Genomic DNA, 21,760 nt, shown 5'->3' with positions numbered 1-21,760 from the left:
GTCTGGTGGCGACAGCGTTCAACGCCGCGGAGTACCTGCTCTCGGCCGGGCACCCGGACGCGACCGCGGTCGTGTCGCCCCGCCGGTCGCTGACCTACGCCGAGCTGGCGGCGGAGGCCCGCCGGGTCGCCGCCGGGCTCGTGGAGCTGGGCGTCCGGCCCGAAGAGCGGGTCATGTTCTGCATGGTCGACGACGTCGAGCTGCTCACCGGCATCCTCGGCGCGATGCTGGCCGGCGCGGTCGCGGTGCCGGTGTCGACCATGGTCACCGGGCTCGAGCTGGGCAAGGTGCTGGCCGACTCGCGGGCGCGCGTGCTCGGCGTGTCCGGGGAGTTCGCCGAGCAGGCCGCCACCGCGCTCGGCTTCGCCCCCGAGGTCACCGACGTGCTGCTGGACCGGTGCGACGCGGACGGGTTCGGCGGCCGGACGCACGAATGGGCGTCGCTCGGCGGGACGTTCCGAAGTGGACGGACGTGGGAGGACTCGCCCGCGCTGTGGCTGTACACGTCGGGGACGACCGGGCAGCCGAAGGGCGCGATGCACCGGCACGCGAGCATCCGCGCGGTCTGCGAGACCTACGCCCGTTCGGTGCTGGCGACGACGCCGTCGGACCGGTTCCTGTCCGTGCCGAAGCTCTTCTTCGCCTACGGGCTGGGGAATTCCTGCTTCTTCCCGCTCGGCGCGGGCGGCACCGTGCTGCTCGAGCCTTCGCGGCCGACGCCCGCGTTGTTCGCCCGGCGCGCGCGTGAGGAACGGCCTTCGCTCTTCTTCGCGGTGCCGACGTTCTACGCGGCCCTGCTCGCCAGCGACGTCCCGGACGACTCGTTCGCTTCGGTGCGGCAGGCGGTTTCGGCCGGGGAACCGCTGCCCGCGTCGCTGTTCGAACGGTTCCGCGCCCGCTTCGGCCTGGAGATCCTCGACGGCATCGGGTCGACCGAGGCCCTGCACATCTTCCTGTCGAACCAGCCCGGTTCGGTGCGGCCCGGCAGCACCGGCGTCGCCGTCCCGGGGTATTCCCTGCAGATCCGCGACGAGGCGGGCGCGGTGATCGACGCCGCGGGCAAGCCCGGTGAGCTGTTCGTCGCCGGGCCCTCGACGGCGACCGGCTACTGGGCCCGTTACGACGCGACGAAGCTCGTCTTCCAGGGCGAGTGGCTGCGGACCGGCGACAGCTACGTCCGCAACGAGGACGGCACGTACACCTGCCTCGGCCGCTTCGGCGACATGCTGAAGGCGGGCGGGATCTGGGTGTCACCGTCCGAAGTGGAGGAACGGCTGCGGCAGCACCCGGCGGTGGCCGAGGTCGCCGTCGTCGCCGCGCCGGACGCCGACGGCCTCGACAAGCCGGTCGCGTGCGTGGTGGCCGCGCCCGGCTTCGCGGTGGACCCGGCGGAGCTGATCGAGTTCTGCCGCGAGGGGCTCGCGGCGTTCAAGCGGCCGCGCGGCGTGGTCGAGCTGGCCGAGCTGCCGAAGACGGCGACCGGCAAGATCCGCCGCAACGTGATCCGCGAGCAGGTCCGCGATGTGCTGCGGGTGGTGCCCAGTCCGTGATCGACGGGTACTTCGTGGTGGACGCGCACGTCCACACCCCGCGGCTGCCGACGCTGAAACCCGCCTGGCTGCAGTGGGCGCACGACTTCGCGGGCTCGTACCCGTGGCGTTCGGTGTACGACGCCGAAGGCACGGTGGTCCCGGCGGCGATGGACGAGCTGATGGCGTCCGAAGGCGTCGACCGGGTGCTGCTGTTCTGCGAGTACAGCCCGCGCGCCACCGGGATCCAGCCCATCGAGGACAACCTGCCGCTGGTCGAGCACAACCCCACGCGGTTCCGGCTGGTGGCCAGCGTCAACCCGTACCTGCACCACCCCGCTGCGGCGGAAGTCGAGCGGCAGCTGGACCTGGGCGCGGTGGCGCTGAAGATCCACCCGGTGCACGGCGCCTTTTCCCCGGCGGAGAAGGAGCTGTACCCGGTCTACCAGCTGTGCGCCGAGCGCGGGGTGCCGGTGATCTTCCACTCCGGGACGTCGAGCTTCCCGGGTTCCCGGGCCAGTTTCGGGAACCCGGAGCTGCTGTCCGATGTGGTCGAGGACTTCCCTTCGCTGCAGTTCGTCTTCGCCCACGGTGGCCGCGGGTGGTGGTACGACGTGGCCGCGTTCCTCGCGCTGGCGCGGGACAACGTCTGGCTCGACCTCGCCGGGCTGCCGCCGAAGAAGCTCAAGGAGTACTACCAGCGCTTCGACTTCACCCGGCTGGCCGGGAAGTTCGTCTTCGGGACGGACTGGCCCGGCGTGCCCTCGGTGGCGAAGAACGTGCGGACGCTGATCGGTCTCGGCCTGCCCGGCGACGTGCTGACCGGAGTCCTGTCGGGCAACGCGGTCAAGCTGATGCCGGGGCTAGCCTAGAACCTGGTGCAGGCACAGCACGTTGCCTTCGGAGTCGTTGAACCACGCGGCCCGCTCGTTGCCCAGCTCCGCGATGTGGGCCACGGTCTTCAGGCCCTCCATCTCGAAGTCCTGGAACCGCACCCCGCGGCTCTCCAGCGCCTTGATCTCGCCTTCCAGGTCGGTGACCTCGAAGCTCAGCGCCGTGTTCTCGCTCTGCGCGCCCGCCGGCATGGCGCGGAGGCCGATCGAGCCCGCGCCCGCCTCGAAGTACAGCGTTCCGTCTTCGCCCTTCCCCGTCTGCTTCAGGCCGAGGGAGTCCGCGTAGAAGTGGCCGGCGCGTGCGCTGTCGGTCACCGGGAGCATCGTCGTGATCGTCGATTCGGTCAGCATGGATCCATGGTGCGCTCCCGTGCGCACCGCCGTGACCTCGACTTTTTCAACGATCGGTGTTGAACGCGCGCAGTGTCCGCATCGCTTCCGCCAGTGCCGGGGCGTCGTCACCGAGCGGGGTCAGCACGATCCGGCGCAGGATGTCCGCGGCCGCCTCGCGGGCCTTGTTCGCCACTTCGAGGCCGTGCTCGGTCAGGGACGCGAAGGTGACGCGGCGGTCGTCCGGGCTCGGGATCCGGCAGATCAGGTCCGCCGCCACCAGCCGGTCGGCCACCTTCGTGAAGCCGCCGCTCGACAGCGCCGCTTCGGTCGCCAGCTTCGTCATCGGCATCCGGTGCTCGGGCGAGCGGACCAGCCGCACCAGGATGTCGAACGACGCGGGCGCGAGCCCGAACCGGTCGGCGATCTCGCCCATCAGCTTGTCCTGCGTGGCCAGGTAGCCCTCGATCACCAGACCCCACCAGGTGACGATCTCGTCGTCGTCGGTCGCTTCCACGGACGCCACCTTACCTTGCCGGAATATATCTTGCGCGCGAGAGGTTTTCGGGATACCTTGAGCCGAGGAGGCAACCATGTCGATCAAGACGTCCGGCCTGCACCACGTGACCGCCATCGGCGGCGACCCGCAGCGCAACGCCGACTTCTACCTGCGCACCCTGGGCCTGCGGCTGGTCAAGACGACGGTCAACTTCGACGACCCGGGCACCTACCACCTCTACTACGGCGACAGCTCGGGCAAGCCCGGCTCGCTGATGACCTTCTTCCCGTGGCCCGACGCGCCGAGCGGCCGCCACGGCACCGGCCAGGCGACGACCACGTCGTTCTCCGTGCCGGAAGCCTCGATCGGCTGGTGGAAGCAGCACCTCGCCGCGCAGCAGATCGAGACCGGCGAAGTTCGCAGTGCCGATGGCGAGGACACGCTGACCTTCCGCGACCCCGACGGCCTGAAGCTCGCCCTGGTCGCGCACCCGCAGGGCGACCCGCGCGACCCGTGGGACACCGAGCTCGTCCCGGCCGCGCACGCCATCCGCGGCCTGCACTCGGTGACGCTTTCGGTGAACCAGGAGGACGCCACCGCCGGGATGCTCACCGACGGGCTCGGCCTCAGCTTCGCCGGCCAGGACAGCAACCGCCTGCGCTTCGCCGCCGGCGAGGGCGGGCCGGGCGCGCTGGTCGACGTCCTCGTGACGCCGGACGCGCCGCGCGGGCTGGTCGCCGCGGGCACCGTGCACCACGTGGCCTGGCGCGCGCCCGACGAAGAGACCCAGAAGGCCTGGCGCGAAGAGCTGGTCGACCGGGGCGTGCACGTGACGTCCATTTTGGACCGCCAGTACTTCCGCTCGATCTACTTCCGCGAGCCGGGCGGGACGCTGCTGGAGGTCGCCACCGACGAACCGGGCTTCGCGATCGACGAGCCGCTGCTGGAGCTCGGCCGCGCGCTCAAGCTGCCGCCGTGGCTGGAGCCGCGCCGCGAAGAGATCCAGCACATGCTGCCCAAGCTCGACCTCCCCGCCGAAAACAACCCGGAGCTGTGATGACGCTGCGCCACAAGTTCATCGAGGGCGCGCCCGACGCGCCCGTGCTCCTCCTGCTGCACGGCACCGGCGGCGGCCCGGACGACCTGCTCGGCCTGGCGCGCGAGCTCAGCCCGGACTCCGCCGTGCTGGCCCCGGCGGGCCCGGTGTCGGAGCACGGCGCCGCGCGCTGGTTCCGGCGGCTGGCCGAGGGCGTGTTCGACCACGAAGACGTCGTCAAGCGTGCGAACGAACTCGCCGACTTCGTGGTCGAAGCCGGCGAGGAGTACGGGTTCGGTGGCCGTCGCCTGATCGCGGTCGGGTTTTCGAACGGCGCCAACATCGCGGCCGCCCTCGTGCTGCTGCGGCCCGACGTCGTGCGCGAAGCCGCGTTGTTCGCGTCGATGTCGCCGGTGCCGGAGCCGCCGGAGCACGACCTCAGCGGCTCGCGCGTCTTCCTGGCCAACGGGGAAAACGACCCGATGGCGCCGCTGGCGTCCACCGGGGAACTGATCCGGTTGCTGCGCGAGCGCGGTGCCGACGTCGTCACCCAGCGCCACCCCGGCGGGCACCAGATCACTGTGGACGGTGTCCGCGCCGCGGCCGAGTGGATCAAGAACTAGCGTTTGTACGGAGCGTATACCGGGCGGCCCTACGATCGGGCGATGACTAACGAGGCACTACAGCGTGCCGGCAAACTGCTGGACGCGGCCATCCTGGCCGACGGGCACAACGACCTGCCGTGGGAGCTGCGGCAGCACGGCGGCCCGAACCCGGTCGAGGCGGCCGCGTCGCTGGACCTGACCGTCCGGCAGCCGGCCCTGCACACCGACTTCCCGAAGCTCGCCGACGGGAAGCTCGGCATGCAGTTCTGGTCGGTCTACGTGCCGTGTGAGTTCGAAGGCCACAGCGCCGTGACCGCCGTCCTCGAACAGATCGAGGTCGTCCACCAGCTCGCCGAGCGCTACCCCGACCGGCTCCGGCTGGTCGACACCGCCGACGAAGCCGAGGCCGCGTTCGCCGACGGCCGGATCGCGTCGCTGCTCGGCGCCGAGGGCGGGCACAGCATCGCCGAGTCACTCGGCGTGCTGCGGATCCTGCGCCGCCTCGGCGTCCGCTACATGACGCTGACGCACAACTTCAACACCACGTGGGCCGACTCGGGCACCGACGAGCCGGCCCACGGCGGACTCACCGAGTTCGGCCGCGACGTCGTGCGCGAGATGAACAAGATCGGGATGATGGTCGACCTCTCCCACGTCGCGCCGTCGACGATGCGGGCGGCGATGGAGGTCAGCTCGGTCCCGGTGATCTTCAGCCACTCCTCGTGCACCGCCGTCAACGACCACCCGCGCAACATCCCCGACGACGTCCTGGCGAAGCTGCCCGGCAACGGCGGCGTCGCGATGGTCACCTTCGTGCCGGCGTTCATCTCGCCGAAGGTCGCCGCGTGGGACCAGGAGCTGAAGGCCGCCATGGAAGCCGCGGGCCGGGAGTACCGGAACCTCGCCCAGCGCGGGGAGTTCGTGAAGGAGTGGGACGGCCCGGTCAAGCCGAAGGCCACCGTCGACGACGTCGTCGCGCACGTCGAGCACGCCCGCGAGGTGGCCGGCGTCGACCACATCGGCCTCGGCGGCGACTACGACGGCGTCGGCACCCTGCCGGAGGGGCTGGAGGACACCTCCAAGTACCCGGTGTTGTTCGCCGCGCTGCTCGAGCGCGGGTGGAGTGAGGAAGACTGCGCGAAGCTGGCCGGGAAGAACACGCTCCGCGTCCTCCGGGAGGTCGACGGCTTCGCCCGTTAGGGGGTTTGGGGCGGCGCTCCCCGCGTGCCGGACGGACACTGGGCACATGACGCACGCGCGCGGGGGCGCGGCCGACCGCCCCACCGGACCTGCCCACCACGACCACCCCGGCACCGACGCGCCGGGCCGCCACCAGCTGGCCGAAAACGACGTGCCCGAAGGCGCCCTCGAGCCCGCTGAGCTGCGGGCCGGCGACGTCCGGCCGGGCGCCGAGGAGGCCACGCCGGTGCGTCCGGCGCCGGCCAGGCCTGCGCCCGCGAAGATCAAGCGGACCCGGATCAGCGGCACCTGGGTCGCGGTGATCGCCGGCCTGGTCGTCCTGGTCCTGCTGCTGATCTTCATCCTGCAGAACCTGGACTCGGTGACCGTGCACTTCTTCGGCGGCGAGGGCAGCCTGCCGCTCGCCATCGCGATGCTGTTCTCGGCCATCGGCGGCGCGGCGCTGGTCGCGCTGATCGGCGGCGCCCGCATCCTGCAGCTCCGCAAGCAGGCCCGCCGCCGCTGACCGCGTCACTTTCGTAGGGAAAGTGATCCGGAGGTCTCTCCTCCACAACACTTTCCTAGAGAAAGTGGCGGTTAGGCGATGATTGAGGTCATGGTCAGCATTACCTCGCAAACGTTTTCGTCGCCGGTGGTGCGGACGCGGGAGACGTCGGCGGCGTTGCGGGTGCAGAGCCGCCAGAACGTGTCCAGGTCCGTCGTCACCGTGGCCAGCGGGGTGCGCGACGGCGGCGCGCCGCGGTCCAGGACCCAGCCGTCGCGCTCGCGGCGGGCGTACCACTTTCCGGCGCCGGTGACGGTGTAGCCGACCTGCTTCCCGACGCGCGCTTCGACGTCACGCAGGGTGTGCGGCAGCGCCCGGACGAACGTGTCGGCGATCGGCTCGGCGTACTCCGCCTCCAGCGGCGTGTGCTCCAGCGCTTCGCGCAGCTGCACGTGGTGGACCCAGAACTCCGAGTAGTCCCGGGCCGCGTCCAGCCAGCGCGGCGCGGGCTCGTCGCCGGCCCAGCTCACCGGGTCGCCGACGGCGTCGAGGTCCAGCTTCGCCCAGTACTCGGTCGTCTGGCCCATGAACTCGTACATCATCGTGAGCAGGACGTCGGTCGAGAGCCGGCGGCAGGCGACGACCCACTCCTCGTTGATCCGGTCGATGAAGCGGGGGAAGGACTCACCCGGACGGGGGGCTTCCGAGGTGTGCCCGTCGCGGCTTCGGGACAACCGGCCCACCTTGTCGCCCAGCAGGTGGGCGGCGACGTCCTTGACCGTCCAGCCCGCGCACATCGTCGGCCGCGTCCAGTCCTCCTCGGTCAACGCGCCGAGCAAGGTCATCAGCGCCTGCTCTTCCTTCGAGAAGTACGGGAGGACGTCGATCGGCGGACCCCAGCGCGTCGGACTCATGTGGGCATCCAAACACCGTGTTGCGCCGGGGCTTCGCCCCGGGCCGGGGGCTCCGCCACCCGGACCCCCGAGGGATTGGGGCATTCGGCCTACCCACAGGTAGCATCACCGCGTACGCAGAGGGGAGTGGGCTCGTGAACGCAGAGCGACCGAACGGCCGGGGCACCGCCGACGAGGTGGCCGACCTGGCCCGCCGCGCCGGCCAGCTGGCCGGCTGGGCCGCGCGCACCGGCTTCGCGCTCGGGCGCAAGCTCCCCGGCGTCGAGACCGCCGAACGCGGGGTCCGGCAGGTGGAACGGCAGCTGCTGACCGAGCTGCGCCGCCGGCTCGACGAGGTCGACGACCCGTACCACGCGGCGCTGACCGCGGCCTCGGCGATGAACCGGCCCTCGGTGCCCGGGACCGTCGAAGCCACCGTGACGATCGTGCCCGCGCGCGACAACGCGCACGAGCCGCTGCGCGCCGCGATGGCCGAGCTGCTCAACCACTCCATCGGCTTCGGCCGCGACCGCGCTCGCGAGTACTTCTACGCGATCATCCTGCGCCAGCTGACGCCGGACGAGGCCCGCATCCTCTCCGCGCTGTCGGACGGCTCGCCGTTCCCCGCGGTCGACGTCGTCGAGCGCACCGGCATCGGCGGCACGGGCCGGGTCGCGCTGCGCAACGCTTCGACGGTCGGCAAGGCGGCCGGGGTGTCGCTGCCCGACCAGGTCCCCGGCTACGTCACGCGGCTGATCGGGCTGGGCCTGGTCGACCTCGACGAAGAGGTGCCGTCGCTGGAGACGCAGTACGAGATCCTGCTGACCGACGAGACCGTGCGCGACGCGGAGAAGCACGTCAAGCGCGCGAAGTACGTCCGGCGGACGATCCACATCTCGCGCCTCGGCGCGCAGTTCTGGCAAGCCTGCGACCCGAGCCTCGGCTGACCGGATGGGGTCGTTCCTCGCCGGCATCGTCGCCGACTTCGCGCAGCACTGGCCCCTCTACGTCTCGATCCCCGTCGTCGCCGCGCTGATCGGCTACGGCACCAAGCTCGTCGCCATCCGGATGATGTTCCAGCCGGTCGAGTTCATCGGCGTCAAGCCGTTCCTCGGCTGGCAGGGCATCGTGCCCAAGCGCGCCGCGCGGATGGCGAGCATCGCCTGCGACACGATGACCGAGCAGCTGATCAAGCCGGCCGAGGTCGTCGCGCGGCTGGACGCGTCCCGCATCGCCCAGGAGATCGAGAAACCGCTGCTGGCCGGCGTCGAGGACATCGTCCGCGAGGTGGCCGGCCACTACCAGCCGGGCCTGTGGGAGTCGCTCCCGGTCCGCGTGCAGCGGCTGGTGATCGAGCGCGTCCAGCACGAGTCGCCGCGGATGGTCGCGGCGGTGCTCGACCTGATCAAGTCCGATGTGGACAGCGTGTTCGACCTCAAGGGCATGGTGGTCACCAGCCTGGTCAAGGACAAGCGCCTGCTCAACCGGATCTTCCAGGAGGCGGGCGCGAAGGAGTTCAAGTTCATCGCCCGCTCCGGCCTGGTCTTCGGCGGCGCGATCGGCGTCATCCAGATGGTGGCGTGGGTGCTGTTCAAGTTCCCGCCGATCATGCCGGTCTTCGGCCTGTTCACCGGCTGGTTCACCGACTGGCTGGCGCTGCGGATGATCTTCTACCCGATCGAGCCCCGCCGGTACTTCGGCGTCCAGTGGCAAGGCCTGTTCCTGAAGCGGCGCGCGGAGGTCGCGGAGGCCTACGGGTCGTTGATCGCGAAGGAGATCATCACCCCGCACAACGTCATCGAGGCCATCCTGCACGGCCCGCTGTCGGACCGCGTGCTGGCGCTGATCCAGCGCCAGCTGGACCGGGAGCTGGGGAGCGTCGCGAAGCCGGTGCTGGTGTTCGCGGTGGGCAGCCGCAAGTACCAGGACATGAAGCTGGCGATCGCGTCGCAGATCATGTCCCGGCTGCCGGACACGATGCGCTACATCGAGGACTACGCGACCGACGCGATGGACATCCGGAACGTGCTGGTTTCGAAGATGAAGCAGCTGTCCCCCAAGGAGTTCGAGCGCCTGCTGCGGCCGGCGTTCGAGCAGGACGAGTGGATCCTGATCGCGACGGGCGCGGTGCTGGGCTTCGCGGTCGGTGAGGCGCAGGTCCTGGTGCTGGAGCACCTGGCGGCCTAGCCGACGTCGTAGGCCTCCCGCGCCGCGGCGACCTTGGCCCGGTGCTTCGCCGCCCACGCCGACAACGCGTGCAGCGGCTCGTCCAGCTCCGCCGCGTGCGGTGTCATCGTGTACTCCACCCGCGGTGGGACCTCCGGGTACACCTTCCGCGTCACCAGCCCGTTGCGCTCCAAGCCGCGCAATGTCAGCGACAGCATCCGGCGGGAGACGCCGTCCAGCGCGCGCTCCAGTTCGCTGAAGCGCCGGGCGCCGTCGCCGAGCTGGACCAGGACGCGGATCGCCCACTTGTCGCCCACCAAGTCCAGGACCTCGCGCAGGGAACACATCTCCGCCGGAAGAACTTCGCCGTTGTCCACCGCTGTGACCTCATTCGTAACAGGAGTGTGCCGTCGTACCAGGAAAGTGCCGTCTTCCAGCGGGAACGCCGGCGGTCCACGATCGATTCCGGCAAGCACCGGAAAGGAACCTGGAATGACGAAGACAGTGCGGTTCGCCGTCGAAGGCGGGCCGGAAGTGCTGGAGCTCGTGGACGTCGAGCTCGGCGACCCCGGAGCCGGGGAACTGCGGCTGCGGGTGGAGGCGATCGGGCTCAACCGGGCCGAGGCGATGTTCCGCTCCGGCACCTACTTCGAGCGCCCGGACGCGTTTCCCGCGAAGCTCGGGTACTCCGCGTCCGGGATCGTGGAGGCCGTCGGCGAAGGGGTCACCGGGTTCGCGGCCGGCGACGCCGTCAGCACCGTCGCGGGCTTCTCGATGCGGGACTACGGCGTCTACGGCGAGGCGGCCATCGTCCCGGCGTCCGCCGTCCTGCGCCGCCCCGAAGGGCTCGGCGCCACCGAAACCGTCGCGTTGTGGGGGCCGTTCCTCACCGCGTACGGCGCGATCGTCGAGGAAGGGAACGTCCGGCCCGGGGACCACGTGCTGATCACCGCCGCCTCCAGCAGCGTGGGGCTGGCGACCATCGACGTCGTCAACCACATCGGTGCGATCCCCATCGCCGCGACGCGCACGGCGGCGAAGAAGCAGCGGCTCCTCGACGCCGGTGCCGCGCACGTGATCGTCACCGACGACGAGGACATCACCGGGCGCACGCTCGAAATCACCGGGCAGCGGGGTGCGGAGTTCGTCTTCGACGCCGTCGCCGGGGACGGCGTGCGCAAGCTCGCCGCCGCCACCGCGAAGGGCGGGACGCTCGTCGTCTACGGCGCGCTCGACACGAAGGAAACGCCGTTCCCGCTGTGGTTCGTGCCCACCATGCGGCTGTTCAACGCCTTCGACCTCACGCTGGACCCCGGACGGCTCGCCCGCGCCGGGCACTTCGTCCGCGCCGGTGTCCGGGCCGGGACCTTCCGGCCGCGCGTGGACCGCGTCTTCGACCTCGCCGACATCGGCGCGGCGCACCGGTACCTCGAGGCGAACGGGCAGTTCGGGAAAGTGGTGGTCGGCGTGGGCGGCTGAGCGGGCGAGCAAGTCCACCCGAACGGCCGTACACCTGGACGTATCCCGGCGCTTACCTTGCGCCTCTACTGTGCGTCACGACTACGACCGGGCGGGGGAGCCCATGACTGCCGAACCTTGGCCGCAGGAGATCCGGCTGGCGGTGACCATGGTCGGGGGCGCCAGCCTCGCGATCTGGATGGGCGGCGTCGCCACCGAGACGTCGCGGCTGCTGCGGGAATCGCACGGGACCGCCGAGCCGGGGCGCTACCGCAAGCTGCTCGACGTCCTGCGCGCCACCGTTTCGCTCGACGTCCTGACCGGGACCAGCGCCGGCGGGATCAACGCCGCCTGCCTGGGGCTCGCGGAAGCCTTCGGCTCCTCGCCGGAGGTGCTGCGCGACACCTGGATCACCACCGGGTCGCTGGAGAACCTGATCCGGGACGCGCGCGAGCAGGCACCGCGGTCGGTGCTCGACGGGGACCGCGTGCTGCTCGGCGACCTCGAAAAGGTGTTGTGCGAGATCACCGCGAAGGGCGCGCGGCCCGTCGAGGAACCGGACGTCACCGTGTTGCTCACCGGCACGATGATCGACGGCGAGACCACCCGGTTCGACGACGCGCTCGGGAACCTGGTGCGGGACACCGAACACCGGATGCTGTTCCGGTTCTGCGGTCCACTGTGGACGAACGGCGTGGAGGCGCCGCTCGCGCTGGCGGCCCGCTCCACCGCGTCGTTCCCGGGCGCGTTCGAGCTGTCCCGGATGCCGATCGGCACCGGCGGCACCGACCGGCTGCACCCCGACATGACGGCCTACACCGAGCTGACCCGCTCGCACTGGCTGACCGACGGCGGGGTGCTGCTGAACAAGCCGTTGCGGCCGGCGCTGCGCGAGATCTTCGAACGCCCGTCGCACGCGGACGTCCGGCGGCTGCTGCTCTACGTCGTGCCGACCGGCGAGAAGGTCGTCGAAGCCGTCGAGTGCGACCCGGCGGACCCGCCGCTGCTGTCGAACGCGATGGCCAAGGTCGTCAACACCGTGATGAGCCAGTCGATCAGCGCCGAGCTGGACGAGCTGACCCGCCACAACGACGCCGTGCTGCGCGCCAGGGACACCCGGGTTTCCCTGGCCGCACTGGGGTTGCGTGGCGGGCCCGAGAGCCTGGTCGACCAGCGGATCGCCACCGCGTACCTCGAGCGGCGGACCGCCGAGGACGCCGCGGAGCTGGTCCGGGTCGCCGCGCGGCGGTACGCGCTGTCCGAAGCGGACACCCCGGACCGCGAGTGGGCGTCCGGGATGTCGCGGCAGCTGCGCACGATCGCCGTCGCCGGGCTGAGCAGCGGCGTTCCGGCCGGGCCGCCGGCCGGGAGCCTCGCGGTCGCCGACCTGGTCGGGTACCGGACGACCGCGCTCGACGACGCCGTCGCGACCGGGCTGCAGCTGGTCAACGCCGGGTTCCGGCTCCGGCCGGACGCCGCCGCCGTGCGGGCGCTGAACGACGCTCGCGCCCAGCTGCACGCCGCGCGCTCGACGGCGTCGCGCGGGGTGCGGCTCGGGCAGTGGGTGGCCGCGCACGCCGAGCCCGGCGCGAGCAGCACCCTCGAGGTGTGGATCCGCGAGCTGGCCGAGGAGTGGGCCGGGCTGGGCCGCTCGGCCGCCGTCGCCGAGGCGTGGCCGAAGGTGGTCGCGGGCCTGCGCGCGGCCGCGCCGACGTTGCGGGCGCTGGCCGCCGCCGGGGACGAAGCCGGCACGGTGACCACGCTGCTGGACTGGCTCGCGCTGGCACCGGACGCGGTCGACGACGTGGTCCAGGCCCGGCTCGTGGCGCTGCACGTGGCGACGCGCGGGCTGCTCGCGCAGGCGCCGTCGGTCGATCAGCGGGTCGACCTGGTGCAGGTCAGCGCCGATTCGCGGACGTTGCTGGACATGACGCGCAGCCGGGCCGAGGACAAGCTGACCGGGCTGCAGGCGAACTACTTCGGCGCGTTCTACAAGGCGTCGTGGCGCGCCAGCGACTGGATGTGGGGCCGCGTCGACGGCGCCGGCTGGCTGGTCCAGTGCCTGCTCGACCCGGTCCGCCTCGAAACGCTGCGGGACGTCCTCGGGCGGGACCGGTTCCGCGACGAGCTGATCGCCGCGTTCGGCTCGGACTGGCGCCCGCCGGACGAGCGGGACCGCTGCACCCCGGCCGAGGCGGCGCAGCTGCGCGACCAGCTGACCGCCGAGCTGGCGTTCCTCGGGCTCGACGCCGACCTGAAGCCGGTCGAGTTCGGCACCGAACGGCCGGTCGGCCTGCCGGTCACGGCGATGGTGCTGGCCAGGGCGCGGCAGGCCGAGATCGCGGCGGAGGAACTGCCGGTCGTCACGCTCACCTCGCGCCACGACGCCGACGACCGCCGGGACATCGGGGAGGCCCTGGCGAAGGAACGCCCGCCGGCCGACGTCGGTGGCGCGCAGGCGCGGTTCCAGGCCTGCCGCGTCTCGGCGGAGCGGCTCGCCGGCGAGCAGGGCACCGCGCGGCTGACCCGCACGCTGGTCTCGCTCGGCGCGGCGACGGTGAACGCCGGGACGGTCGCGTTCCGCCTGCCGGGCGGCTGGCCGCGGACGGTCGCGGGCATCCTGCGCACGGTCGCCAGGAGCACGGCGAAGGTCTCGCAAGGCGCGTCGCGGCTCGGCACCGCCGGCTCGCTCGCCGCCGGCGTCCTCGCGCTGCTGGCGGGCCTGGTGCTCGGCGGCAACGGCGGCGCGGTGCTGCAGTGGATCGGCCTCCCGGTGCTCGCGGGCGCGGTCGTCTACCTGGCGACGGCGCTGCTCACGATGGGTCACTTCGCGCGCAAGCTGTTCGCCGCGCTCGGCGTGCTCGTGGTGGCGGCGCTGCTGCTGGCCGCGTTCCTGCCACCGCTGGCCCAGCCGTTCTTCGGCTGGCTCGGCTCGGTCGTCGCCGGCTGGCGCCGCGGCGACGGCGCGGTGTGGTGGCTGGCGGTGTCGGGCCTGCTGGTCCTGCCCGCGGTGGTGATGCCGGTGAGCGCGATCGCGCGCGGCGTCCGCAACCGCAAGCGCGCGAAGGCGTAGCTTTCACGTGAAAGCTACGCCTCGGGCCGGAGCGTGATCGGCCCGTCGCCTTGCGATCAACCCCGTTTGGGTTCATCGTGCGCATAGGCCGCGAGCCACGCGCGAGCGACCCGGGCGCGCGTGTGCCCAAGCACCGTCCACTTCAAACATGTTTGTGGGACTCCTCACCGGGTACCCCGCGTCGCCGCAGGTCATGACGGGGGTCGTGAGCCGCGTCGCTGGCGGGCGGAAAATTCTCTGTTACGTTTCCTGAGTATGTCCGTAACGCACTTGATCGAATCCCCGACCAAGGCGGACGGCGCGGAGCTGTGGAGAATCGCGCGCGATTCCGCCAAGCTCGATCTCAACTCGCCGTACGCATACATGCTGTGGTGCCGCGATTTCGCCGGGTCTTCGGTGGTCGCGCGTGAGGACGGCAAGGCGGTCGGATTCGTCATCGCCTACCGCAGGCCGGACGAGCCCGAAGCAGCGCTCGTCTGGCAGGTGGCGGTCGACGCGTCGCAGCGCGGAAAGGGCCTGGCCGGGGCCCTGCTCGACGCGCTCTACACGAGACTCGTCGCCGACGGGGTGCGTTACCTCGAGACCACCATCACCCCGGACAACGAGGCGTCCACCCGGCTCTTCGCGTCGTTCGCGAAGCGGTGGAACGCAGCGATGGAAACCAGTGTGCTGTTCGCCGGGGAAGATTTCCCCGAAGCCGGGCACCTGGCCGAAGAGCTTTACCGCATCGGTCCGCTCACGCCACGCAAAGATCCGGGCGAGTAGGAGAAAAGAAACACCATGAGCATCTTCGAAGAGCTCGAATCCGAAGTACGCAGCTACAGCCGCGGCTGGCCGGTCGTGTTCGACCGCGCGCAGGGCAGCCACCTCTACGACGAGAGCGGCAAGGCCTACCTGGACTTCTTCGCCGGCGCCGGCGCGCTGAACTACGGGCACAACAACCCGAAGCTGAAGCAGGCCCTCATCGACTACATCCAGCGCGACGGCGTCACGCACGCGCTGGACATGTTCACCGTCGCCAAGCGGGACTTCCTGCAGACCTTCCGCGACAAGATCCTCGACCCGCGCGACCTGAACTACAAGGTCGTGTTCCCGGGTCCGGGTGGCGCCAACGCCGTCGAGGCGGCGCTGAAGCTGGCGCGCAAGGTGACCGGCAAGGAAGCGGTCATCAACTTCACCAACGCCTTCCACGGCATGACGCTGGGCGCGTTGTCGGTCACCGGGAACTCGATGAAGCGCGGCGGCGCCGGCGTCCCGCTGGTGCACGCCACCCCGATGCCGTACGACAAGTACTTCGACGGCGCGATGCCGGACTTCCTCTACTTCGAGAAGCTCCTCGAAGACTCCGGCAGCGGGCTCAACGAGCCGGCCGCGGTGATCGTCGAAGGCGTGCAGGGCGAAGGCGGCATCAACGCCGCGCGCCTGGAGTGGCTGAAGGGCCTCGACGAACTCTGCAAGCGCCACAACATCCTGCTGATCCTCGACGACGTCCAGATGGGCTGCGGCCGCACCGGCCCGTTCTTCAGCTTCGAGGACGCCGGGATCAAGCCGGACATCGTCTGCCTCTCGAAGTCCATCGGCGGCTACGGCATCCCGATGGCGCTGACGCTGATCAAGCCCGAGCTCGACGTCTGGGAGCCCGGCGAGCACAACGGCACGTTCCGCGGCATCAGCCCGGCGTTCGTCACGGCCAAGGAAGCGATCGACGTCTACTGGAGCGACGACGAGCTCGAGAAGTCGACGAAGGCGAAGGGCGAGCGCATCGCCGCCGCGTTCTCCGGCATCGTCGAGGCCTACCCCGAGGCCGAACTGCTCGCCAAGGGCCGCGGCCTGGCGCGCGGCATCGAGTTCCAGAACGGCGACCTGGCCGGCCGCGTCTGCGCGGAAGCGTTTGCGCGCGGCCTCCTGATGGAAACCTCCGGTCCCGACGGCGAAGTCATGAAGCTGCTGCCGCCGCTGACCCTGACCGACGACGAACTGACCCAGGGCCTGTCGATCATCGACGAGTCCATCAAGGCCGTTCTGAAGAAGTAAAGGAGTACCCGTGCTCGTCCGCACGCTCGACGAGGTCACCGACACCGACGCCGACATCAAGACCCCCAACTGGCGCAGCAAGAGAATCATCCTCGCCAAGGAAGGCGTCGGCTTCTCGGTCCACGAGACCACGCTGTACGCGGGAACGGTGAACGACTTCTGGTACGCCAACCACATCGAGGCGGTGTTCATCACCTCCGGTGAAGGCGAGATCGAAGACCTCGCCACCGGCAAGGTGTACCCGCTCAAGCCGGGGACGCTGTACCTGCTCAACGACCACGACAAGCACCAGGTCCGGCCGCGCACCGAGATCAAGTGCGTGTGCGTGTTCAACCCCCCGGTGACCGGCCGCGAGGTGCACGACGAAAACGGCGTGTACCCGCTGGTCACCGAGGACTCGTAAAACACCGGAGAGGAAACAGGAGGCGAAGCCCGTGACGCTGACGGACACCCGGGTCGACGACGGTTACCCGACCCGGATCACCGGTACGCCGGCTCATCTGCCGCGCGTGCACCCCACCGTGTGGGGTACCGAAGCCGACGGTCCGATCGACGCCGCCACCCTGGCGAACCACGAGACCAAGGGCTACACCGTGGTCGACGACATGCTCTCCGTCGGGGAGGTGCAGACGTACTGGCAGGAACTGGTGCGGCTGTCTTCCGACGCCGAGCTCGCCAAGGACGAGCGCGTGATCACCGAGGCGAAGACCGGTGAAGTCCGGTCGATCTTCGACGTCCACGAGATCTCGGACCTGATCGCCGAGCTGGTGCGCGACCCGCGCGTGCTGGACCGGGCCCGTCAGCTGCTCGGCTCCGACGTGTACATCCACCAGAGCCGCGTCAACTACATGCCGGGGTTCAAGGGCACCGGGTTCTACTGGCACTCGGACTTCGAAACCTGGCACGCGGAGGACGGCATGCCGGCCCCGCGCGCGGTGAGCTGCTCCATCGCGCTGACCGACAACTACCCGTTCAACGGCGGCCTGATGATCATGCCGGGCTCGCACCGGACGTTCGTCCAGTGCGCCGGCGAGACGCCGGAGGACAACTACAAGAGCTCGCTCAAGGACCAGCGGGTGGGCGTGCCGAGCGAGGACGACATCACCAAGATGGCGGCCGAGCACGGCATCGACCAGTTCACCGGCCAGGCGGGCTCGGCGCTGTGGTTCGACTCGAACATCATGCACGGCTCCGGGAACAACATCACGCCGTACCCGCGCTCGAACATCTTCCTGGTGTTCAACAGCGTGGAAAACGCGCTGCAGGAACCGTTCGCGGCGAGCGTCCCGCGACCGGCCTTCATCGCGGGACGAGACTCGTCGCCGATCACACGGTGAACCCGCCGGTGACGAACTCGGTGCGCTTTGTTACCGTGTCGCCACCGCGCGGGCGTGTGGTCCGCGCAACAGACGTCTTGGCAGACGATCGGCGGCGGGTGCTTCGCTCGGGGTGAGCACACCCGCCCGATCGCCGGCGAAGACGACGGGCGGACCGCGCCCCCTGGCGGCCCGGCCGGGAGTTCCAGCACGACCCCGTACCACCGGATCGGGACCGGTGGTACGGGGTCGTTCCACGTCCGGGGGATGTCGCAGGGCGTGGACACCCGTGCTGCGGAATTCGCAGAACCGCCAAAACTCCTGGTACCGGACCTGCTCGACACCCCGTCACCACGGTAGGTTGATTTCCGCGGCAAGGCGGAACCCGGGGAGGTGGGCGCGAGCATGGCCCCGATCCGGTTCCAGCTGCTCGGGCCCGTCCAGCTCGTCCACGGCGACCAGCCCGTGCCGATCGGCGGCCCCGGCGTCCGCGGCCTGCTCGCGCTGCTCGCCCTCAAGCCGGGGAAGGTCGTCGGGCTCGACGACATCATCGACGCGCTGTGGGGGCACGACCCGCCCGCGACCGTCCGCACGATCATCCACGGCAACGTCTCGCACCTGCGGCGGATCCTGCGGGAGCTCGACGGCCCCAGCATCCTCACCACGCCGCCGGGCTACCGGCTCGACGTCGACCCCGACCGCGTCGACGTCCACCGCGCGCACGCGCTGCTGGACCGGGCTTCGGTGGCCACGCCCGAGGTCGCGGCCGCGCTGCTGGCCGAGGCGCTCGCGCTGTGGCAGGGGCCCGCGCTCGGCGGGGTGCCCGACTCGCTGCGGGCCCCCGAGCTCGAAGACCTCCGCCTGGCCGTGCACGGCGCCCGCGTCGACGCCGACCTCGAACTCGGGCGGCACGCCGAGCTGATCGTCGAGCTGAGCCCGATCGTGCGGGCCGATCCGCTGGCCGAGCGGACGGCGGGGCAGCTGATGCGCGCGCTCTACCACGCCGGTCGCCGCGGGGACGCGCTCGAGCTGTACCGGACCGTCTCGCGCGCCACCCTCGGCACCCTGGGCGTCGAGCCCGGCGCCGAACTGCGCTGGCTGCACGAGCGCGTCCTCAACGACGACCTGCCGCCGCTTTCACGTGAAAGCGCCCACCTGGGGGCGTCGCTTTCACGTGAAAGCGACGCCGCCGCGAGGCCGACGTCGCAGTTGCCGGCCGCGGTGCCGAGTCTCGCTGGGCGGGGGGACGAGCTGGCGTGGTTGGACGGGCTCGTGACCCGTGCCGAAGCCGGGGAGACCACGATCGCCGTCGTCACCGGGACCGCCGGGGTCGGCAAGAGCACGCTGGTCGTGTGGTGGGCGCACCGCGTCGCGTCGCGGTTCCCGGACGGCGTCCTGTTCGCGTCGCTGCGCGGCTTCGACCCGCACCACCCGCCGCTGGAGCCGGCCGAGCTGCTCACCCAGTTCCTGCTCGGCCTCGGCGTCGAAACCGCGAAGATCCCCGAGCTGCTGCACGAACGCGTCGCGCTGTACCGGTCGCTGATCGCCGGGCGGCGGATGCTGGTGCTGCTCGACGACGCCCGCACCGCCGAGCAGGTGCGCCCGCTGCTGCCGCCGAGCGCCCGGACGATGACGGTGGTGACCAGCCGCTCGCGCCTCGACGGGCTGACCGTGTCGAACGCCGCCAAGCAGCGCGTGCTCGGCACCCTCGCCCCCGACGACGCCGTCCGGCTGATCGAGGAGCTGGCCGGCCCGGCCGACCTCAACCACGCCCTCGCGCGGCTCTGCGGCTACCTCCCGCTCGCCCTGCGGATCGCGGGCGCGCGGCTGTCGGCGTCCGCGCTGCGCACCGCGGAGGAGATGGTCGACGAGCTCGGCAACGAGCGCACCCGGCTGGCCGGCCTGCAGGTCGAGGGCGCCGAAGACGGCGTGCGCGCCGCGTTCGACGTCTCCTTCCGCGGGCTGCCCGGCGAGATCGCCGAGACGTTCCTGCAGCTCGGCACGGTGCCCGGGGTGCTGGTCGGGCCGCACCTGATGGCCGCGGTCGCGCAGATCCCGGTCACCGAGGCCCGGCGGCGGCTGCGCGCCCTGGCCGCGCACAACCTCATCGCCGAGACCGCCCGCGACGTCTTCGTCCCGCACGACCTCGTCTGGCTCTACCTGCGGGAGCTCGCGGAACAGGAACTCGGCGAGAAGGAGCGGGACGAGGCGCTCGGCTGGACCGTCCGCTACTACCAGGCCGTCGCCGACCGCGCGCGGCGCCGGCTGGGCCCGGTCGCCGACCCGCTGGACTTCACCGGTGTGCTCGCCGACGACGCGATGCCCCCGCTGCGCGACTTCACCGAGGCGCACGACTGGTTCGCGGCCGAGTGGCCGAACCTCCTCGCGGTCCTCGACGCCGCGTTCGCCGCGGGCCGCCACGACGACGTCTGGCGGCTGGCCCGGCTCGGGCACAGCTACCGCGTCGCCTGCCCGCTGCTGGACGAGTGGACGCGGATGGCCGACCTCGGCGTCGCGGCCGCCGAAGCCGCGGGCGACGTCGCCGGGCAGTGCTGGCTGCGGCTCGCGCGGTCCGAGATCGCGCTGGCCTTCGAACTGCCGGGGTTCGGCCACGCCGACGCCGAGCGGGCGGCGGAACTGGCCGCCGGGCTCGCCGACGAGCGGCTGACGACGTCGGCCGACCTGCACCTCGGCCGCGCGCTCAGCCGCCTCGGCGAGCACGAGCGGGCCATCGAGCGGCTGGGCAAGGCGGTGGCGGAGGCCGGCGACGTCACCCTGCGCGGGCAGGCGCTCAGCAGCTGCGCCCAGGCGGAGAAGCGGGCGGGCCTGCTCGCCGAGGCCATCGCGCACCAGCTCGCCGGCCTGCGCATCGACCGCGAGCTGGGCGACGACGACCGGGTCGTCGTTTCGCTCGACAAGCTGGCCGACCTCAGCCTGCGGGCGGGCGACGTCGAGGCGGCCGAGCGGCACGTCTGGGAGGCGATCGACCTCGCGATCAGCCGCGAGTTCGTCGCGCGGGAGGGCGCGCTGCGGCTGACGCTGGGCCGGGTGCTGCGGGCCCGCGGCGACATCGACGGCGCGCGCGAACAACTCGCGTTGTCGGTGCGCATTTACGAGCGGGTGCACCCGAAGCTCGTCGGTGAGGTTCGCGCCGAACTCGCCGAACTGCAGTAAAGATTCGCCCGCGCTTTCGAACTGCGACAACTCGCTGGCGGCCCGATGCATTCATGGCGATGATTCGGTTGCGAATGGGTCACGGCCGGGTCCGGGCCGTGAATCCTTAGTGGATTCTTAGTGCGCGCGGGCGGCGCCCGCGTAGGTTCGGCGGTGCCGGCTGAGCCCTAGGGGAGGGGCAGGCTGAGACGCCGGCGCCGGGCCCCGCGCGGGAAACCGCGACGGGGCCGGGAGCCGCCAGGAGCGGCTCGTGGCGCTCCGGCCGGCCGACGTGGGGGTAGGCCGGCCGGACGCCAGGCAGGGGTCAGCCCACGTTGGCGGTGCACAGCGCGATGGTCGTCCCGCTGTTTTCCGCGACCTTCTTGCCGTCGACCGAAATGGCGCACCGGATTTCGTTGTTGACGTTCGAATTGCGGGTGTCCGCGGTGAGCGTCAACAGGTACGAACCATTGTTGTAGGAAGCCTGGCCTTCCCACGCGTCGGTGCTGGCCGGCGCGTTTTCGGTGCGCTGGTCGCTGAGGCTGCCGTAGCGGACGGTCGCGCCGCCCGCCGAGGTGACCTCGAACGTCACGGTGTGCTTGTCGCCCGAGACGGCCGGGAGGTGCAGCCCGGACTCGCCGCCGCCGAGGAAGGTCGAGTACACCAGCAGCCCGGCCGTCGACAGCAGTGCGGCGACCGCGACGACGGTGGCGGTGATCGCCACCCCGCGGTCGCCGGCGGTGCCCTTCTTGACCTGGACCAACCCGGCGATCGCGAGGATCAGCCCGAGCCCGGCCAGCGGCCACGCGACGAATCCGATGTCCGGGACGAACGCGACACCGAGTGCCGCCAAGCCGAGCAGCAGGCCGACGATCGCCAGGATGTTGCGCCCGGGCTTCGCGTTCGCTTGACGACGCTCCGTGGCCGTCACCGGCGGCGCGGGTCTGCCGTGGCGCGCGGTGGTCGGCGGGTACTGCGGGTCGGTCATCATGCGGGCCCCTTCGGGTGGGAGTGCGACGACGTTAACCCATAAGAGTGCCCGCGAACGAAATTGTTACATTCTGGAAAAAGTCATTGTCCCACCATTTTGC

At 71.2% G+C, this 21,760-nt stretch carries 20 protein-coding genes; 15 read left to right on the top strand and 5 right to left on the bottom strand.

Annotation, left to right across the window (positions count from 1 at the left end; all coding sequences use genetic code 11):
- The first annotated feature begins 5 nt into the window (after positions 1 to 5).
- Positions 6 to 1,550, top strand: a complete 1,545-nt coding sequence (locus EIY87_RS13860; RefSeq protein ID WP_125308108.1) for a benzoate-CoA ligase family protein — start codon at positions 6 to 8, stop codon at positions 1,548 to 1,550.
- Positions 1,547 to 2,401 (top strand): amidohydrolase family protein, encoded by an 855-nt coding sequence (locus EIY87_RS13855; RefSeq protein WP_125308107.1) that lies wholly within the window; start codon positions 1,547 to 1,549, stop codon positions 2,399 to 2,401. The genes EIY87_RS13860 and EIY87_RS13855 overlap by 4 nt, the downstream gene beginning before the upstream one ends.
- Here the strand turns inward: EIY87_RS13855 and EIY87_RS13850 are convergent.
- Positions 2,393 to 2,773 carry a VOC family protein gene (locus EIY87_RS13850; protein WP_125308106.1) on the bottom strand — a complete coding sequence of 127 codons (381 nt, stop codon included), beginning with the start codon at positions 2,771 to 2,773 and terminating at the stop codon, positions 2,393 to 2,395. The two genes, EIY87_RS13855 and EIY87_RS13850, sit on opposite strands and share 9 nt — an antisense overlap.
- A gap of 46 nt (positions 2,774 to 2,819) precedes the next feature.
- The gene (locus tag EIY87_RS13845) at positions 2,820 to 3,269 is read right to left on the bottom strand and encodes a MarR family winged helix-turn-helix transcriptional regulator (protein ID WP_086858929.1); all 450 of its coding nucleotides are present in this window, start codon (positions 3,267 to 3,269) and stop codon (positions 2,820 to 2,822) included.
- Between the two features lie 76 nt (positions 3,270 to 3,345).
- On the opposite strand from EIY87_RS13845, the gene EIY87_RS13840 reads away from it, so the two are divergent.
- The 4 genes from EIY87_RS13840 to EIY87_RS13825 are packed head-to-tail and all read left to right on the top strand — an operon-like array spanning position 3,346 to position 6,597.
- The gene (locus EIY87_RS13840) at positions 3,346 to 4,308 is read left to right on the top strand and encodes a ring-cleaving dioxygenase (RefSeq protein WP_125308105.1); all 963 of its coding nucleotides are present in this window, start codon (positions 3,346 to 3,348) and stop codon (positions 4,306 to 4,308) included.
- Positions 4,308 to 4,910, top strand: a complete 603-nt coding sequence (locus EIY87_RS13835) for an alpha/beta hydrolase (protein ID WP_125308104.1) — start codon at positions 4,308 to 4,310, stop codon at positions 4,908 to 4,910. The genes EIY87_RS13840 and EIY87_RS13835 overlap by 1 nt, the downstream gene beginning before the upstream one ends.
- A 42-nt stretch (positions 4,911 to 4,952) precedes the next feature.
- On the top strand, positions 4,953 to 6,092 hold the full coding sequence (locus EIY87_RS13830; RefSeq protein ID WP_125308103.1) for a dipeptidase: 1,140 nt from the start codon (positions 4,953 to 4,955) through the stop codon (positions 6,090 to 6,092).
- A 46-nt stretch (positions 6,093 to 6,138) separates the two neighbouring features.
- On the top strand, positions 6,139 to 6,597 hold the full coding sequence (locus tag EIY87_RS13825) for a LapA family protein (protein ID WP_125308102.1): 459 nt from the start codon (positions 6,139 to 6,141) through the stop codon (positions 6,595 to 6,597).
- 71 nt (positions 6,598 to 6,668) lie between these two features.
- Here EIY87_RS13825 and EIY87_RS13820 read toward each other — a convergent pair whose 3' ends face one another.
- Positions 6,669 to 7,490, bottom strand: a complete 822-nt coding sequence (locus tag EIY87_RS13820) for a maleylpyruvate isomerase family mycothiol-dependent enzyme (protein ID WP_125308101.1) — start codon at positions 7,488 to 7,490, stop codon at positions 6,669 to 6,671.
- A 134-nt stretch (positions 7,491 to 7,624) separates the two neighbouring features.
- On the opposite strand from EIY87_RS13820, the gene EIY87_RS13815 reads away from it, so the two are divergent.
- Both EIY87_RS13815 and EIY87_RS13810 read left to right on the top strand, forming a co-directional pair.
- Positions 7,625 to 8,416: an Abi-alpha family protein gene (locus EIY87_RS13815; RefSeq protein WP_125308100.1), complete on the top strand. Its 792-nt coding sequence runs from the start codon at positions 7,625 to 7,627 to the stop codon at positions 8,414 to 8,416.
- Positions 8,417 to 8,420: 4 nt separating this feature from the next.
- Positions 8,421 to 9,656, top strand: a complete 1,236-nt coding sequence (locus tag EIY87_RS13810) for a DUF445 domain-containing protein (RefSeq protein WP_125308099.1) — start codon at positions 8,421 to 8,423, stop codon at positions 9,654 to 9,656.
- Here EIY87_RS13810 and EIY87_RS13805 read toward each other — a convergent pair.
- Positions 9,653 to 10,012: a winged helix-turn-helix transcriptional regulator gene (locus tag EIY87_RS13805; protein WP_125308098.1), complete on the bottom strand. Its 360-nt coding sequence runs from the start codon at positions 10,010 to 10,012 to the stop codon at positions 9,653 to 9,655. The two genes, EIY87_RS13810 and EIY87_RS13805, sit on opposite strands and share 4 nt — an antisense overlap.
- 115 nt (positions 10,013 to 10,127) lie before the next feature.
- Between EIY87_RS13805 and EIY87_RS13800 the strand changes: the two genes are divergently transcribed.
- The 7 genes from EIY87_RS13800 to EIY87_RS13770 all read left to right on the top strand — a co-directional run bounded on the left by EIY87_RS13800 (position 10,128) and on the right by EIY87_RS13770 (position 20,690).
- A complete protein-coding gene (locus tag EIY87_RS13800; RefSeq protein ID WP_125308097.1) occupies positions 10,128 to 11,114 on the top strand; it encodes a zinc-dependent alcohol dehydrogenase family protein in 987 nt (328 codons plus the stop codon).
- A 103-nt stretch (positions 11,115 to 11,217) separates the two neighbouring features.
- On the top strand, positions 11,218 to 14,166 hold the full coding sequence (locus EIY87_RS13795) for a patatin-like protein (RefSeq protein ID WP_125308096.1): 2,949 nt from the start codon (positions 11,218 to 11,220) through the stop codon (positions 14,164 to 14,166).
- 255 nt (positions 14,167 to 14,421) lie between these two features.
- On the top strand, positions 14,422 to 14,931 hold the full coding sequence (ectA, locus tag EIY87_RS13790) for a diaminobutyrate acetyltransferase (RefSeq protein WP_191984086.1): 510 nt from the start codon (positions 14,422 to 14,424) through the stop codon (positions 14,929 to 14,931).
- Positions 14,932 to 14,946: 15 nt separating this feature from the next.
- Positions 14,947 to 16,200 carry a diaminobutyrate--2-oxoglutarate transaminase gene (gene ectB / locus EIY87_RS13785; RefSeq protein ID WP_125308094.1) on the top strand — a complete coding sequence of 418 codons (1,254 nt, stop codon included), beginning with the start codon at positions 14,947 to 14,949 and terminating at the stop codon, positions 16,198 to 16,200.
- Between the two features lie 10 nt (positions 16,201 to 16,210).
- Positions 16,211 to 16,603, top strand: a complete 393-nt coding sequence (locus EIY87_RS13780; protein WP_125308093.1) for an ectoine synthase — start codon at positions 16,211 to 16,213, stop codon at positions 16,601 to 16,603.
- 31 nt (positions 16,604 to 16,634) lie between these two features.
- On the top strand, positions 16,635 to 17,537 hold the full coding sequence (gene thpD, locus EIY87_RS13775; protein ID WP_125308092.1) for an ectoine hydroxylase: 903 nt from the start codon (positions 16,635 to 16,637) through the stop codon (positions 17,535 to 17,537).
- 384 nt (positions 17,538 to 17,921) lie between these two features.
- Positions 17,922 to 20,690 carry an AfsR/SARP family transcriptional regulator gene (locus EIY87_RS13770; protein ID WP_125308091.1) on the top strand — a complete coding sequence of 923 codons (2,769 nt, stop codon included), beginning with the start codon at positions 17,922 to 17,924 and terminating at the stop codon, positions 20,688 to 20,690.
- Positions 20,691 to 20,994: 304 nt separating this feature from the next.
- Here the strand turns inward: EIY87_RS13770 and EIY87_RS13765 are convergent, their stop codons facing one another.
- Positions 20,995 to 21,660 (bottom strand): DUF4190 domain-containing protein, encoded by a 666-nt coding sequence (locus EIY87_RS13765; protein WP_125308090.1) that lies wholly within the window; start codon positions 21,658 to 21,660, stop codon positions 20,995 to 20,997.
- Positions 21,661 to 21,760 lie beyond the last annotated feature (100 nt).

Origin of the sequence: Amycolatopsis eburnea (assembly GCF_003937945.1) — a bacterium.
In the GTDB taxonomy this organism is placed as follows: domain Bacteria; phylum Actinomycetota; class Actinomycetes; order Mycobacteriales; family Pseudonocardiaceae; genus Amycolatopsis; species Amycolatopsis eburnea.
Note: the sequence above shows the minus strand (reverse complement) of the source record. Positions and strands in the feature narration are given on the sequence as shown.

Excerpts from the sequence above, each read along its gene's own strand:
- ectB (WP_125308094.1), top strand. The coding sequence starts at position 14,947 with ATGAGCATCTTCGAAGAGCTCGAATCCGAAGTACGCAGCTACAGCCGC.
- EIY87_RS13840 (WP_125308105.1), top strand. The coding sequence starts at position 3,346 with ATGTCGATCAAGACGTCCGGCCTGCACCACGTGACCGCCATCGGCGGC.
- EIY87_RS13825 (WP_125308102.1), top strand. The coding sequence starts at position 6,139 with ATGACGCACGCGCGCGGGGGCGCGGCCGACCGCCCCACCGGACCTGCC.
- EIY87_RS13850 (WP_125308106.1), bottom strand. The coding sequence starts at position 2,773 with ATGCTGACCGAATCGACGATCACGACGATGCTCCCGGTGACCGACAGC.
- EIY87_RS13830 (WP_125308103.1), top strand. The coding sequence starts at position 4,953 with ATGACTAACGAGGCACTACAGCGTGCCGGCAAACTGCTGGACGCGGCC.
- EIY87_RS13800 (WP_125308097.1), top strand. The coding sequence starts at position 10,128 with ATGACGAAGACAGTGCGGTTCGCCGTCGAAGGCGGGCCGGAAGTGCTG.
- ectA (WP_191984086.1), top strand. The coding sequence starts at position 14,422 with ATGTCCGTAACGCACTTGATCGAATCCCCGACCAAGGCGGACGGCGCG.
- EIY87_RS13770 (WP_125308091.1), top strand. The coding sequence starts at position 17,922 with ATGGCCCCGATCCGGTTCCAGCTGCTCGGGCCCGTCCAGCTCGTCCAC.
- EIY87_RS13795 (WP_125308096.1), top strand. The coding sequence starts at position 11,218 with ATGACTGCCGAACCTTGGCCGCAGGAGATCCGGCTGGCGGTGACCATG.
- EIY87_RS13820 (WP_125308101.1), bottom strand. The coding sequence starts at position 7,490 with ATGAGTCCGACGCGCTGGGGTCCGCCGATCGACGTCCTCCCGTACTTC.
- EIY87_RS13765 (WP_125308090.1), bottom strand. The coding sequence starts at position 21,660 with ATGATGACCGACCCGCAGTACCCGCCGACCACCGCGCGCCACGGCAGA.
- EIY87_RS13835 (WP_125308104.1), top strand. The coding sequence starts at position 4,308 with ATGACGCTGCGCCACAAGTTCATCGAGGGCGCGCCCGACGCGCCCGTG.
- EIY87_RS13810 (WP_125308099.1), top strand. The coding sequence starts at position 8,421 with ATGGGGTCGTTCCTCGCCGGCATCGTCGCCGACTTCGCGCAGCACTGG.